The following is a 13171-nucleotide window of genomic DNA, read 5'->3' as shown; positions in this document are numbered from 1 at the left end:
GTGGCGATGAGCCAGCCGCAGGATGTTGCCGCCGCTGCCGCCGTCGCCATACGCCTGACGGATGTCAGCCATGTCTATGGCCGGGTGCGGGCGGTCGATGGCGTCACGCTGGACATTCCGGCCGGCCGCACGACCGGCTTCATCGGTCCGGACGGCGTAGGCAAATCCACCCTCCTCGCCCTGATTGCCGGTTCGACCCAGGTGCAAGGCGGACGTGGTCGCGTCGTGGTGCTGGGCAACGACATGGCGCGCCGGCGGCATCGCGCGGCGGCCTGTCCGGAAATTGCCTACATGCCGCAAGGGCTGGGGCGCAATCTGTACCCCACCTTGTCGGTGTTCGAGAATGCCGATTTCTTTGGCCGCCTGTTCGGTTTGCCGGCGACCGAGCGCAAGGCCCGCATCGACGCCCTGCTGGCCGCCACCGGCATGAGCGAGTTTGCCGACCGTCCGGCGGGCAAGCTGTCCGGCGGCATGAAGCAGAAACTCGGGCTGTGCTGCGCCCTGCTCCACGACCCCGAGTTGCTGATACTCGACGAGCCGACCACCGGCGTCGATCCGCTGTCGAGACGCCAGTTCTGGGCGCTGATCGACAGCCTGCGCGTCGCGCGTCCCGGCATGACGGTGCTCGTCGCCACGGCCTACATGGAGGAAGCCGAACGCTTCGACTGGCTGGTGGCCATGCATGCCGGCCAGGTGCTGGCCACCGGCACGGCGGACGAACTGAAGGCGCGCAGCGATGTGGCGGCGGATACGCTGGAAGCCGCCTTCATCGCCCTGCTGCCGGCCGAGGCGCGCGACGGCCACGTCGCCCTGCAGGTGCCGCCGCACGACGTCAGCCAGCATGAAGTCGCCATCGAGGCGCGCGGCTTGACGCGGCGCTTCGGCGATTTCACGGCGGTCGACAATGTCAGCTTCCGCATCCACGCCGGCGAAATCTTCGGCTTTCTGGGCTCCAACGGCTGCGGCAAGACCACCACCATGAAAATGCTGACCGGCCTGCTGCCGGCCGATGCCGGCGAAGCGGCGCTGTTCGGCCATCCGGTGAATGCCCGCGACATCGCCACCCGGCAGCGCGTGGGCTACATGTCGCAGAGTTTTTCGCTGTACACCGAACTCACCGTCCGGCAGAACCTCGATCTGCATGCGCGCCTGTTCCATCTGCCGGAAGCGCACATTCCTGTCCGCGTCGAGGAAATGCTGACGCGCTTCGGCCTCGTTCCCTATGTGGATGAACGCCCCGACGCCCTGCCGTTGGGCATACGCCAGCGCCTGTCCCTGGCCGTGGCGGTGATTCATGCACCCGAGCTGCTGATCCTCGACGAGCCGACTTCCGGCGTCGATCCGGTGGCGCGCGACAGCTTCTGGCAGTTGCTGATCGATTTGTCGCGCCGCGACAAGGTGACCATTTTCATCTCCACCCATTTCATGAACGAGGCGCAGCGCTGCGACCGCATGTCGCTGATGCACGCCGGCCGCGTGCTGACCCAGGGCACACCGGAGGAAATCCGCCTGGCGCGCGGCGCGGCAACGCTGGAGGAGGCTTTCATCGGCCATCTCGAAGACGCGGCCGGCAAGGCGGAACAGGCAGCACAGCCAGACGCGGATCATGGTCTGCAAACCGCTTTCACCGCGAAGGCTGACACGGTGGCGCAAACGAGCGCATCGACGACGACGGCAGCAGCGCCGAAGAAGAAGTCCGCGCCGCCCCGCTTCAGCCTGCGCCGCCTGCGCGCCTATGCCAACCGCGAAGCCAAGGAAATCCTGCGCGATCCGATCCGCCTGGCCTTTGCCCTGCTGGGGCCGATGATCCTGATGCTGGTGTTCGGCTACGGCATTTCCTTCGACGTGGAAAAGTTGAGTTACGCCGTGCTCGATCACGATCGCAGCCAGGACAGCCGCGGCTATCTGGAACATTTGTCCAGCTCGCGCTATTTCCGCGAAAGCCCGCCGCTGGCCGATCATGCCGAACTCGAGCAGCGCCTGAGCAGCGGCAAGCTCAAGGTGGCCATTGAAATCCCGCCGCGTTTCGGCGCCGACCTGGCCGCCCAGCGCGAGCCGGAGATCGGCGTCTGGCTCGATGGCGCCATGCCTTCGCGGGCGGAAACCGCGCTGGGTTATCTCGAAGGCGTGCATCAGCGTTTTCTCGATGATTATTTCATCCGCCATCCGCAGCTCAAACCGCCTGACCTGCCGGTGAAAATCGAAACGCGCTTCCGCTACAACCCCGATCTGCGCAGCGTATATGCGATCGTGCCGAGCGTGCTGATGCTGCTGCTGGTGTTCATTCCCTCGATGATGACGGCCGTCGGCGTGGTGCGCGAGCGCGAGCTGGGTTCGATCATCAATCTGTACGTGACGCCGGTCAGCGGCGCCGAATTCCTGCTCGGCAAGCAACTGCCCTATGTGGCGATCGCATGCGTGAATTTCCTCTGTCTGCTGGCCATGGCGCAATGGCTGTTTGTCGTGCCGGTCAAGGGCAGCCTGGCGGCGCTGATGATCGGCGCCGTGCTGTATGCCTTCGCCACCACCGGCATCGGGCTGGTGATTTCTTCCTTCATGCGCACCCAGGTCGCCGCGCTGTTCGCCACCGCCATCCTGACCACGGCGCCGGCCATCCAGTTTTCCGGCATGTTCACACCGGTTTCCTCGCTGTCCGGCGATGCGCGCAAGATCGGCCTGCTGTTTCCCAGCAGCTATTTCCAGAACATCAGCATCGGCAGCATGACCAAGGCGCTGGGCATGGCCGAGCTGCTGCCCAGCCTCGTCATCCTGGCGCTGGCCGCCGTCGTCCTGCTGGCGCTGGCCCGCAGCCTGCTGCGCACCCAGGCCCGCTGAGAAGGAGGATACGCATGCTGCGCTCGCTGAAGAACATCCTCCGCCTGGGCATCAAGGAACTGTTCAGCCTGAAAACCGATCTGGCGATGATCTTTCTGATCATCTTCGGCTTCACCTATGCCGTCTATCAGCCGACCAAGAACGCCGCCTTCGGCGTGATCAATGCCTCGATCGCCGTCGTCGATGAGGACGGCTCGGCGCTCTCGCGGCAGATCATCGATACCCTCGGGCCGCCCTATTTCCAGCCGCCCGCGCCCCTGTCGCTGGAGCAGATCGACCAGGCCATGGATGAGGGGCGCCATACCTTCATCATCGACATCCCGCCGAACTTCGAGGCCGACGTCAAGGCCGGCCGCGAACCGACCGTGCAGATTCTGGCCGACGCCACGGCAGTGACCCAGGCCGGCGCCGGGGTCGGCTATCTGCAGAGCATCGTCACTCGCGCGGTGATCGACCACAGCTGGGGGCGCGATGTGAACATCGAGCTGCCGGTCAAGCTGGTGACGCGCGCCAAGTTCAATGCCAACATGGAATCCGCCTGGCTGATGGCGGTCAACCAACTGATCAACAACATCACCCTGCTGGCGATCTTCCTCACCGGCGCGGCGCTGATCCGCGAGCGCGAGCACGGCACCATCGAGCACCTGCTGGCGATGCCGCTCAAGCCGTTCGAGATCATGCTGGCCAAGGTCTGGGCCAGCGGCCTGATCATCGTCATCGCCGCCACCCTCTCGCTGCAGTTCGTCGCCAAGGGCTGGCTGGCCCTGCCGGTGGCCGGCTCGACGCCGCTGTTCGTCGGCGGCATCGTCGTCTATCTGTTCTCGACCACGGCGCTGGGCATCTTCCTCGCCACCATCGCGCGCACCATGCCGCAGTTCGCCCTGCTCGCCGTGCCCGTGTATATCGCCATGAACCTGCTTTCCGGCGGCATCACCCCGCTCGACGAAATGCCGCCGGCCATGCACGCGGCGATGCTGATTTCACCTTCGACGCACTTCACCAGCTTTTCCCAGTCGGTGCTCTACCGCAGCGCCGGACTGGACGTGGTCTGGCCGGACCTGGCGTATTGCGCCGCCATCGGCACCCTCTACTTCGGCGGCGCGCTGCTGCGCTTCAGGAAGGCGCTGGCGGGATAGCCGCAATTCAGCGGCGCATCGGGCATGGATGCGCCAGACTCACTCCGGCAAACGCAACTCTCCCAGGCGCACCGCGCAGATACGCTGCACCACGGATGGGCGCGGTTGAGTGACCTCGCCCTGCTCGAAGGCGATGATGTCGAGATGGCCGCGCACGATGAAGCGCAGTTCGTCCTTGCGCAGCAGGAAGGCCGGATTCGACGGCTTGCCGAAGCGCTCGTTGCCGGCCGCGTAGGTTTCGTAGATCAGGATGCCGCCCTTGTCGAGCGTGGCCAGCAGGCTGGGCAGCAGCGGCCGCCACAGGTAATTGGTCACCACGATCCCGGCAAAATTCGCGCCGATGTACGGCCACGGCCCGCCTTCGAGGTCGGCGCAGCGCGTCTCGATGCCGGGTATCCCGGCCAGGCTTTCCAGTGCCTGCGCATTGCGGTCGACGGCTTCGACGGCATGGCCGAGTCCGGCAAGATGACGGGCGTGGCGTCCATTGCCGCAGGCCAGATCCAGTACGCGGCCACCTGCCGGGATCAAGGACGCAAAACGGCAGACCCAGGCCGAAGGCGTGGCGGTAACGATGTTCGAGGTCGGTTCCATGATGGCCGTTAGTCTAGTGTTGCACGCTGATTGATACGTAAAAAAACACATTTGTCGTCCCCGCGAAAGCGGGGACCCAGGGAGGTACTGGATTCCCGCCTGCGCGGGAATGACGGCTGCTGGCGATTCTCGCTTCCGCTTGGTCACCTGGATTCCTACCTGCGCAGGAATGACGGGCTCGAGATTATTCTGCCAAGAATGTAGTACTGCATCAGGATAGCGCGAAAGCATGCCTGCCGTGTCGTTTGCACCGCCCGCTGCCAGGACTTTCGATTCGGCGGGTGCTATGCTGAAGTCCTTCGTTTCTTCCTTTCCCCCTTCCCTTTCCTGAATACTTGCGAGGTGCAGACATGACGGCCGTTCGCATCGAAACCGACAGTTTTGGCCCGATCGAGGTTGCCGCGGAGCGTCTGTGGGGAGCGCAGACCCAGCGCAGTCTCGAACATTTCCGCATTTCCAGCGAGTTGATGCCGGTGCCGCTGATACAGGCTCTGGTCCTGCTGAAATCCTCGGCAGCCGGGGCCAACGCCGCCCTCGGGCTGCTCGACGAGCGCAAGGCGCGGGCCATCCGGCAAGCCGCCGATGAAATCACCGCCGGCCGGCACGCGGCGGAATTTCCCCTTTCGGTCTGGCAGACGGGCTCCGGCACCCAGTCCAACATGAACGTCAATGAGGTGATTGCCAACCGGGCTTCCGAATTGCTGGGTGGGGAACGCGGCTCGGGACGACTGGTGCATCCCAATGACGACGTGAACAAAGGCCAGTCGTCGAACGACGTGTTTCCGAGCGCGATGCACATTGCCGGTGCCCTTGCCATTCACCACGACGTGCTGCCCGCCTTGCGGCAACTGAGTGCGAGTCTGGCGGAGAAGGCGGCCGCTTTTGCGGAGGTCATCAAGATTGGCCGTACCCATCTGCAGGACGCCACGCCGCTGACGCTGGGCCAGGAGTTTTCGGGCTACGTCGCGCAACTGGAAATCGCGCAGGCCGCGCTGCAAGCCAGTTTGCCGGGACTCCATCGACTGGCGATCGGCGGCACGGCGGTGGGTACCGGCCTGAACACCCATGCGGAATTCGGCGCGCGCGTGGCGGCGGCCGTGGCGCAGGCCACCGGGCTGCCGTTCACCGTGGCGGACAACCGCTTCGCCGCGCTGGCCGGCCATGAGGCGATGACGATGGCGCATGGCGCGCTCAAAACGCTGGCGGTCGCGCTGATGAAAATCGCCAACGACATCCGCTGGCTGGCTTCCGGGCCGCGTTCCGGGCTGGGCGAACTCTCCTTGCCGGAAAACGAGCCGGGCAGTTCGATCATGCCGGGCAAGGTGAATCCGACCCAGGCCGAGGCGCTGACCATGCTCTGCGTCCAGGTGCTGGGCAACGACGTGGCGATCGGCATCGGCGCGGCCAGCGGCAATTTCGAGCTGAACGTCTACAAGCCGCTGCTGATCCACAACTTCCTGCAAAGCACGCGCCTGCTGGCCGACGGCTGCCGCAGCTTCGAGGCGCACTGCGTACGAGGCATCGAGGTCAATCGCGCGCGCGTCCGCGAGCTGCTGGAGCGCTCCTTGATGCTGGTCACCGCGCTGGTGCCGCATGTCGGCTACGACCGCGCCGCCGCCATCGCCAAGCAGGCCCATGCCGACGGCAGCACCTTGCGCGAGGCGGCGCTGGCCCTGGGCGAGCTCACTGGCGAAGAATTCGATGTCTGGGTTCGCCCGGAACAGATGCTGGGGCCGACGGGAGAAAACCAGCAGACAGGCAAGTAATACTGCGCAAGCGGAGCAGGACGGATAGAATCCGCAGCCATGCTGCCTTATGCCCTTGCCCGTCCCCTGCTCTTCGCCCTCGATGCCGAGACTGCCCACGAACTGACCATCGCCGGCTTGCATCGCTTCGGCTGCCTGCTGCCCGAACCGCCGACAATCACGCAGGCCACCACCGTGCGGGTGATGGGACTAGATTTTCCCAATCGCGTGGGCCTGGCTGCCGGTCTCGACAAGAATGGCGAGGCCATCGACGGGCTGGCCAAACTGGGCTTCGGCTTTCTCGAAATCGGCACCGTGACGCCGCGCCCGCAGCCGGGCAATCCCAAACCGCGCCTGTTCCGTCTGCCCGAGCAGCGCGCCATCATCAACCGCATGGGCTTCAACAACCACGGCGTCGATGCGCTGCTGGCCAACGTGCGAGCTGCCAGGTACACCGGCATCCTCGGCATCAACATCGGCAAGAATGCCGATACGCCGATCGAACGGGCTGCTGATGATTACCTCGCCTGTCTCGACAAGGTGTATGCGCTGGCGAGCTATGTCACGGTGAATATTTCCTCGCCGAACACCAAGAACCTGCGCCAGTTGCAGGGTGAAAACGAACTCGATGCGCTGCTCGCCGCGCTGAAGTCGCGCCAGACGCAACTGGCCGACAAGCATGGCCGCTACGTGCCCGTGGCGCTGAAGATCGCGCCGGATCTCGATGCGGCGCAGATCGGGCACATCGCCGCCGCGCTGCGCCGCCACCGCATCGACGCGGTGATCGCCACCAACACCACGCTGGGCCGCGAAGGCGTCGAAACCTCGCGGCACGCGCAGGAAACGGGCGGCCTTTCCGGCGCGCCGCTGTTCGAGAAATCGACCGCCGTCGTCGCCGCGCTGGCCAGCGCGCTGGCTGGCGAGCTGCCGATCATCGCGGCCGGCGGCATCCTCGACGGCACCCAGGCGCGCGCCAAGCTCGCTGCCGGCGCCCGGCTGGTGCAGATCTACAGTGGCCTGATCTACCGCGGCCCGGAACTGGTGCGCGAGTGCGTTGCCATGACCGGGGAAACCGCCATTCCCTGAATTCATCAACCTTTCCTTGCCCTTCACCTTTCAATCCACCTCCAGGAACCCACCATGCGCACCCCGTCCCGTCTGCTTTTGAGCCTGCTTGCCGCCACGTTTGTCCTGACTGCCTGCAACGACCAGAAATCCTCCACGCCGGCAAAGCAGGAAGCGGCGCAAAGCGAAACTTCCCCGAAACTCAAGGAAGGCGTGGCTGCCATGGTGAATGGCGAGCCCATCCTGGAAAGCCGGGTTGCGCTGCTGCTCGAACATTTCGGCAGCCAGAATCCCGAGCAGGCCGGGAATCCGGAAACCCGGAAGATGGTGATCGAGCAGCTCACCATGCAGACGCTGATCGCCCAGGAAGCGCTGAAAAAAGGTCTCGACAAGAAGCCGGAGATCGCCGACCAGCTCGAACTCACGCGGCAGACCACGCTGTCGAATGCCTTCGTGCAGGATTTGATCGCCAGCCATCCCATCACGGACGAAGCCCTCGCCGCCGAATACGACAGACTCAAGAGCCAGTTTGCCGGCAATGAATACAAGGCGCGCCACATTCTGGTGGACAGCGAAGAACGGGCGCGGGAAATCATTGCCAAGTTGAAGAAGAATCCGCAGAGCTTCGCCGCGCTGGCCAAGGCGAATTCCAAGGATCCCGGCTCGAAGGAACACGGCGGCGATCTGGGCTGGTTCGATCCGCGCGCCATGGTGCCCGAGTTCGGCGCCGCCCTGGACAAGCTGGAAAAAGGCCAGATCACCCAGGAGCCGGTCAAGACCCAGTTCGGCTACCACATCATCGCGCTGGACGATGCGCGGCAGAAGGACGTCGCGCCGCTCGACCAGATCAAGCCGATGCTCAAGCAGCAGATGCAGCAACAGGCCATGCGCAAGCAACTGGACGAACTCAAGGCAAAGGCGAAGATCGTGATTGCCGAACCGCCTGCGCCTGCGGCACCCGCTGCCGCGACTGAGCCGCAGGAAGGGACTGCGGAAAACACCGACGCCGCGAAGGAAAGCGCAGCGGCCGGCGGCAAGAAATAACCGGCGGCCGCCCGATGCCGCTCTACGCCCTCGGCGACCGCGTTCCGCGCTGCGCGCCGGATAGCTGGATCGCCGACACGGCCAGCGTCATCGGCTCGGTGGTGCTGGAATCCTGCGCCAGCGTCTTCTTCGGCGCCGTGGTGCGCGGCGATACCGATCTGATCACCATCGGCGAGCGCAGCAACATCCAGGACAACGCCGTATTGCATACCGACGCCGGCATCCGGCTGACCCTGGGCAAGCGCATCATCGTCGGCCATCAGGCCATGCTGCACGGCTGCACGGTGGGCGACGGTTCGCTGATCGGCATCGGCGCGATCATCCTCAACGGCGCGAAAATCGGCGCCCACAGCATCGTCGCGGCGGGTGCGATGATCCCGGAAGGCAAGGAATATCCCGATTACTCGCTGATCCTCGGCTCCCCGGGCAAGGTCGTGCGCAGCCTCAGCGCGGCCGAGGCGGAGGAATTGATGCGCGGCGCGGACAGCTACGTGGCGCGCTGGCAGTCCTATCTCAGGGATCTGCGGCCGTTGTCGGCGCCGCATGGGCCATGATCTTCACAGCCTTGTCCAGTGTTACTGCATTCCCGGTGCCTGATTCGCCGCTCAGGGCTGCTTCTGCGGCACCTGGACGAAGATTTCGCCCTGTTTGATCAGGCCCAGTTCGAAACGCGCGTGCTCCTCGATGGCGTCGGAACCGCTCTTCAGATCGCGCACTTCGGCATCCAGCCCGGCGTTGCGCTCTTCCAGCTTCTGATTGACCTCGCGCTGCGCCTGGAGCTGGCGATCGACTTCCCAGACGCGTAGCCAGCCGCCCTTGCCCAGCCACAGCGGATACTGCAGCAGGATGATCAGGGCGACCAGCACCAGCGTCGGCCAGCGCATGTGGGTGGCGAGTGCGGCTTACTTGCGCAGATTGTAGAAAGCATCGCGCCCCGGATAGTGGGCGATGTCGCCGAGGTCTTCCTCGATGCGCAGCAACTGGTTGTACTTGGCGATGCGATCCGAGCGTGACAGCGAGCCGGTCTTGATCTGCATGGCGTTGAGACCGACGGCGATGTCGGCGATGGTCGAATCCTCGGTTTCGCCCGAGCGATGCGAAATCACCGCCGTATAACCGGCGCGCTTGGCCATCTCGACGGCGGCGAAAGTCTCCGACAGCGTGCCGATCTGGTTGATCTTGATGAGGATGGAATTGGCGATGCCTTTTGCAATGCCTTCCTTGAGAATCCTGGTGTTGGTGACGAACAGATCGTCGCCGACCAGTTGCACGCTCTTGCCGAGCTTTTCGGTCAGCGTCTGCCAGCCGTCCCAGTCGCCTTCCGCCATGCCGTCCTCGATGCTGATGATCGGATACTTGCCGGCCAGCGCGGTGAGGTAGTCGGCGAAACCGGCCGAGGTCAGCTCCAGCTTTTCCGAGGCCAGATGGTACTTGCCGTTTTTAAAGAACTCGGAGCTGGCGCAGTCCAGACCCAGCACCACGTCCTGGCCCGGCGTGTAGCCGGCGGATTCGATGGCCTTCAGGATCAGCTCGATAGCTTCGTCGTTGCCCGAGACGTTCGGCGCGAAGCCGCCCTCGTCGCCCACCGTGGTCGGGTAGCCCTTCTTGTCGACCAGCTTCTTCAGATGATGGAAGACCTCCGTGCCACAGCGCAGCGCCTCGCGGAAACTCGCGGCGCCGACCGGCAGGATCATGAATTCCTGAATGTCGAGATTGTTGTTGGCATGCGCGCCACCGTTGATGACGTTCATCATCGGCACCGGCATGGACATCGGCCCCGAGCCGCCGAAGTAGCGGTAGAGCGGCAGGCCGGCTTCCTCGGCGGCGGCCTTGGCGACGGCCATCGACACGGCTAGCATGGCGTTGGCGCCCAGGCGCGATTTGTTCTCGGTGTCGTCGAGGTCGATCAGCACCCTGTCGATGAAGGCCTGCTCTTCGGCATCCAGCCCGATGATGGCTTCGGAAATCTCGGTGTTCACGTTCTCGACGGCCTGCAACACGCCCTTGCCCAGATAGCGGCCCTTGTCGCCGTCGCGCAGCTCGATGGCCTCGCGCGAGCCGGTGGACGCACCCGACGGCACGGCGGCGCGGCCCATCACGCCCGATTCGAGCAGGACGTCGGCTTCGACGGTGGGATTGCCGCGCGAATCGAGAATCTCGCGGGCGACGACGTCAACTATGGCGCTCATGCTGGCTTTCCTTATTGAAGTAGGGTGTTTTGAATGGCTCGGATGATCACATGGCCGCCAGGCCGTTGCGCTTGACCAGCGCATCGAGCTCGCGCAGGCCGGCGAGCAGTTCCTTCATGCGGTCGAGCGGCCAGGCGTTGGGGCCATCGGAAAACGCCCGCGCCGGATCGGGATGGGTTTCCATGAACAGGCCGGCCACGCCCACCGCCACCGCGGCGCGCGCCAGCACCGGCACGAACTCTCGCTGACCGCCCGAGGAGGTGCCCTGCCCGCCCGGCAACTGCACCGAATGCGTGGCATCGAAGACCACCGGGCAGCCGGTCTGGCGCATGATGGACAGCGCGCGCATGTCGGAAACCAGATTGTTGTAGCCGAAACTCACGCCCCGCTCGCAGACCATGATGTTGTCGGCGCCGCCATTCGCCACCTTGGCCTTGGCGACGACCTGCTGCATGTCGCCCGGCGCGAGGAACTGGCCTTTCTTGATATTCACCGGCTTGCCGCAACGCGCCACGGCTTCGATGAAATCGGTCTGCCGGCAGAGAAAGGCCGGCGTCTGCAGCACATCGACGACGGCGGCCACCGGGACGATCTGCGCTTCGGTATGCACGTCGGTCAGCACCGGCACGCCGAGCTGCCGGCGCACCTCGGCGAGGATCGCCAGCCCTTCTTCCATGCCGGGGCCGCGCGGCGACTGGCCCGAGCTGCGGTTGGCCTTGTCGAACGACGATTTGTAGATGAAGGGAATCGCCAACTCGGCGCAGATTTCCTTCAGCGCGCCGGCGGTATCGAAGGCCATCTGGCGCGACTCGATCACGCAGGGGCCGGCTATCAGGAACAGGGGACGATCCTGGCCGACTTCAAAACCGCAGAGATTCATGATTCCGCCTGCCTCGGTCGATCAGTGGGTGGCGCTGCGCCGCGCGGCCAGCGCCGCCTTGACGAAGGAGCTGAACAGCGGATGGCCGTTGCGCGGATTCGAGGTGAATTCCGGATGGAACTGGCAGGCCACGAACCACGGATGCGCATGCGCGCCGGTACGCGGCAGCTCGATCATCTCGCACAGCGCCTTGCCTTCCGTCGAAGTGCCGGAAATCGTCAGGCCGGCCTGTTCCAGACGCGGCAGATAGGCGTTATTCACTTCATAGCGATGGCGATGGCGCTCGACGATCCGCTCGGCGCCATAGATCTCGCGCGCCAGGCTGCCTTCGGCCAGCGTGCAGGTCTGCCCGCCCAGGCGCATGGTGCCGCCCAGATCGGAATCGGCGCTGCGCTGCTCGATGCGCCCTTCGCGATCCAGCCATTCGGTGATCAGGGCGACCACCGGATGGGGCGTGGCCAGATCGAATTCGGTACTGTGCGCCCCCGCCAGGCCGGCGACGTTGCGGGCGAATTCGATCACCGCCAACTGCATGCCGAGGCAGATGCCCAGGTAGGGCAACTTGTTTTCGCGCGCATGGCGGATTGCCAGCAGCTTGCCCTCGGTGCCGCGCCGGCCAAAGCCGCCCGGCACCAGGATGGCGTCCATGGCAACCAGCGCGTCCGTGCCATTGCGTTCGAGATCCTCGGCATCGATGTAATGGATATTGACCTTGGAAAGCGTGTGAATGCCGGCATGCACCAGGGCTTCGATCAGCGACTTGTAGGACTCGGTCAGGTCGATGTACTTGCCGACGAAGGCGATATTCACCTCGTGCTGCGGATGCTGCAGGGCATCGACCAGCTTCTTCCACACCGACAGATCGGCCGCCTTGGCCAGGATGCCGAGCTTGTGGCAGACGATTTCGTCGAGCATCTGGTCGTGCAGCATGCCCGGAATCTGGTAGATGCTGTCGGCGTCGATGGCGGAAATCACCGCTTCGGGCTGGACGTTGGTGAACAGCGAAATCTTGCGCCGCTCGTCTTCCGGCACCGGACGGTCGGCACGGCACAGCAGGATGTCCGGCTGAATACCGATCTCGCGCAGTTCCTTGACCGAATGCTGGGTCGGCTTGGTCTTCAGCTCGCCGGCCGTGCCTATCCACGGCAGCAGCGTCAGGTGCAGGAAGCAGGTGTTGTTGCGGCCCTCCTCGATGCCCATCTGGCGTATCGCTTCGAGGAACGGCAGGGATTCGATGTCGCCCACGGTGCCGCCGATCTCGACGATGGCCACCTCGGCGCCCTCGGCGCCGCGCTTGACGAAGGTCTTGATTTCATCGGTGATGTGCGGAATCACCTGCACCGTCTTGCCCAGGTATTCGCCGCGCCGCTCCTTCTTGATCACCGACTCGTAGATCTGGCCGGTGGTGAAGTTGTTGCGCTTGCCCATCCTGGCACTGGTGAAGCGCTCGTAATGGCCCAGATCGAGATCGGTCTCGGCGCCGTCCTCGGTGACGAAGACTTCGCCGTGCTGAAACGGCGACATCGTGCCGGGATCGACGTTGATGTAGGGATCGAGTTTCAGGTGGGTGACGCGTATGCCGCGCGATTCGAGAATCGCACCCAGTGACGCGGCGGCGATGCCTTTGCCCAGGGAGGACACGACACCACCGGTAACGAAGACATATTTGACCATGGAAACGCCACT

At 64.6% G+C, this 13171-nt stretch carries 11 protein-coding genes; 6 read left to right on the top strand and 5 right to left on the bottom strand.

Annotated elements, in window-relative coordinates; all coding sequences use genetic code 11:
* The first annotated feature begins 6 nt into the window (after positions 1 to 6).
* Together rbbA and SDENCHOL_RS08530 are read left to right on the top strand one after the other, a co-directional pair.
* The gene (rbbA, locus tag SDENCHOL_RS08535; protein WP_154716844.1) at positions 7 to 2835 is read left to right on the top strand and encodes a ribosome-associated ATPase/putative transporter RbbA; all 2829 of its coding nucleotides are present in this window, start codon (positions 7 to 9) and stop codon (positions 2833 to 2835) included.
* Positions 2836 to 2849: 14 nt separating this feature from the next.
* On the top strand, positions 2850 to 3971 hold the full coding sequence (locus SDENCHOL_RS08530; RefSeq protein ID WP_154716843.1) for an ABC transporter permease: 1122 nt from the start codon (positions 2850 to 2852) through the stop codon (positions 3969 to 3971).
* A 39-nt stretch (positions 3972 to 4010) separates the two neighbouring features.
* On the opposite strand, the gene SDENCHOL_RS08525 is transcribed toward SDENCHOL_RS08530, so the two are convergent.
* Positions 4011 to 4562: a class I SAM-dependent methyltransferase gene (locus SDENCHOL_RS08525; RefSeq protein ID WP_154716842.1), complete on the bottom strand. Its 552-nt coding sequence runs from the start codon at positions 4560 to 4562 to the stop codon at positions 4011 to 4013.
* Positions 4563 to 4912: 350 nt separating this feature from the next.
* Between SDENCHOL_RS08525 and fumC the strand changes: the two genes are divergently transcribed.
* Genes fumC through SDENCHOL_RS08505 form a run of 4 tightly spaced genes read left to right on the top strand, consistent with a single transcriptional unit; the run spans position 4913 to position 8970 of the window.
* Positions 4913 to 6328 (top strand): class II fumarate hydratase, encoded by a 1416-nt coding sequence (fumC, locus tag SDENCHOL_RS08520; protein WP_154716841.1) that lies wholly within the window; start codon positions 4913 to 4915, stop codon positions 6326 to 6328.
* 39 nt (positions 6329 to 6367) lie between these two features.
* Complete coding sequence (locus SDENCHOL_RS08515) at positions 6368 to 7393, top strand: quinone-dependent dihydroorotate dehydrogenase (protein ID WP_197706882.1); 1026 nt, start codon at positions 6368 to 6370, stop codon at positions 7391 to 7393.
* A gap of 54 nt (positions 7394 to 7447) precedes the next feature.
* Positions 7448 to 8416 carry a peptidylprolyl isomerase gene (locus SDENCHOL_RS08510; RefSeq protein ID WP_154716840.1) on the top strand — a complete coding sequence of 323 codons (969 nt, stop codon included), beginning with the start codon at positions 7448 to 7450 and terminating at the stop codon, positions 8414 to 8416.
* A gap of 14 nt (positions 8417 to 8430) precedes the next feature.
* Positions 8431 to 8970, top strand: coding sequence for a gamma carbonic anhydrase family protein (locus SDENCHOL_RS08505; RefSeq protein WP_154716839.1), 540 nt, complete (start codon positions 8431 to 8433; stop codon positions 8968 to 8970).
* Positions 8971 to 9021: 51 nt separating this feature from the next.
* Here the strand turns inward: SDENCHOL_RS08505 and ftsB are convergent, their stop codons facing one another.
* From ftsB to SDENCHOL_RS08485, 4 genes are read right to left on the bottom strand one after another with little or no spacing between them, the layout of a single operon-like run.
* Positions 9022 to 9300 (bottom strand): cell division protein FtsB, encoded by a 279-nt coding sequence (gene ftsB / locus SDENCHOL_RS08500; protein WP_154716838.1) that lies wholly within the window; start codon positions 9298 to 9300, stop codon positions 9022 to 9024.
* Positions 9301 to 9318: 18 nt separating this feature from the next.
* Positions 9319 to 10605 carry a phosphopyruvate hydratase gene (gene eno, locus SDENCHOL_RS08495; RefSeq protein WP_154716837.1) on the bottom strand — a complete coding sequence of 429 codons (1287 nt, stop codon included), beginning with the start codon at positions 10603 to 10605 and terminating at the stop codon, positions 9319 to 9321.
* 46 nt (positions 10606 to 10651) lie between these two features.
* Positions 10652 to 11485, bottom strand: a complete 834-nt coding sequence (gene kdsA / locus SDENCHOL_RS08490) for a 3-deoxy-8-phosphooctulonate synthase (RefSeq protein ID WP_154716836.1) — start codon at positions 11483 to 11485, stop codon at positions 10652 to 10654.
* 21 nt (positions 11486 to 11506) lie between these two features.
* Positions 11507 to 13159 (bottom strand): CTP synthase, encoded by a 1653-nt coding sequence (locus SDENCHOL_RS08485; protein ID WP_154716835.1) that lies wholly within the window; start codon positions 13157 to 13159, stop codon positions 11507 to 11509.
* Between the last annotated feature and the right edge of the window lie 12 nt (positions 13160 to 13171).

The organism is Sterolibacterium denitrificans (assembly GCF_900174485.1).
Taxonomy (GTDB): Bacteria; Pseudomonadota; Gammaproteobacteria; order Burkholderiales; family Rhodocyclaceae; genus Sterolibacterium; species Sterolibacterium denitrificans.
The sequence above is the reverse complement of the archived record's forward strand: the minus strand, read 5'-3'. Positions and strand labels throughout refer to the sequence as shown.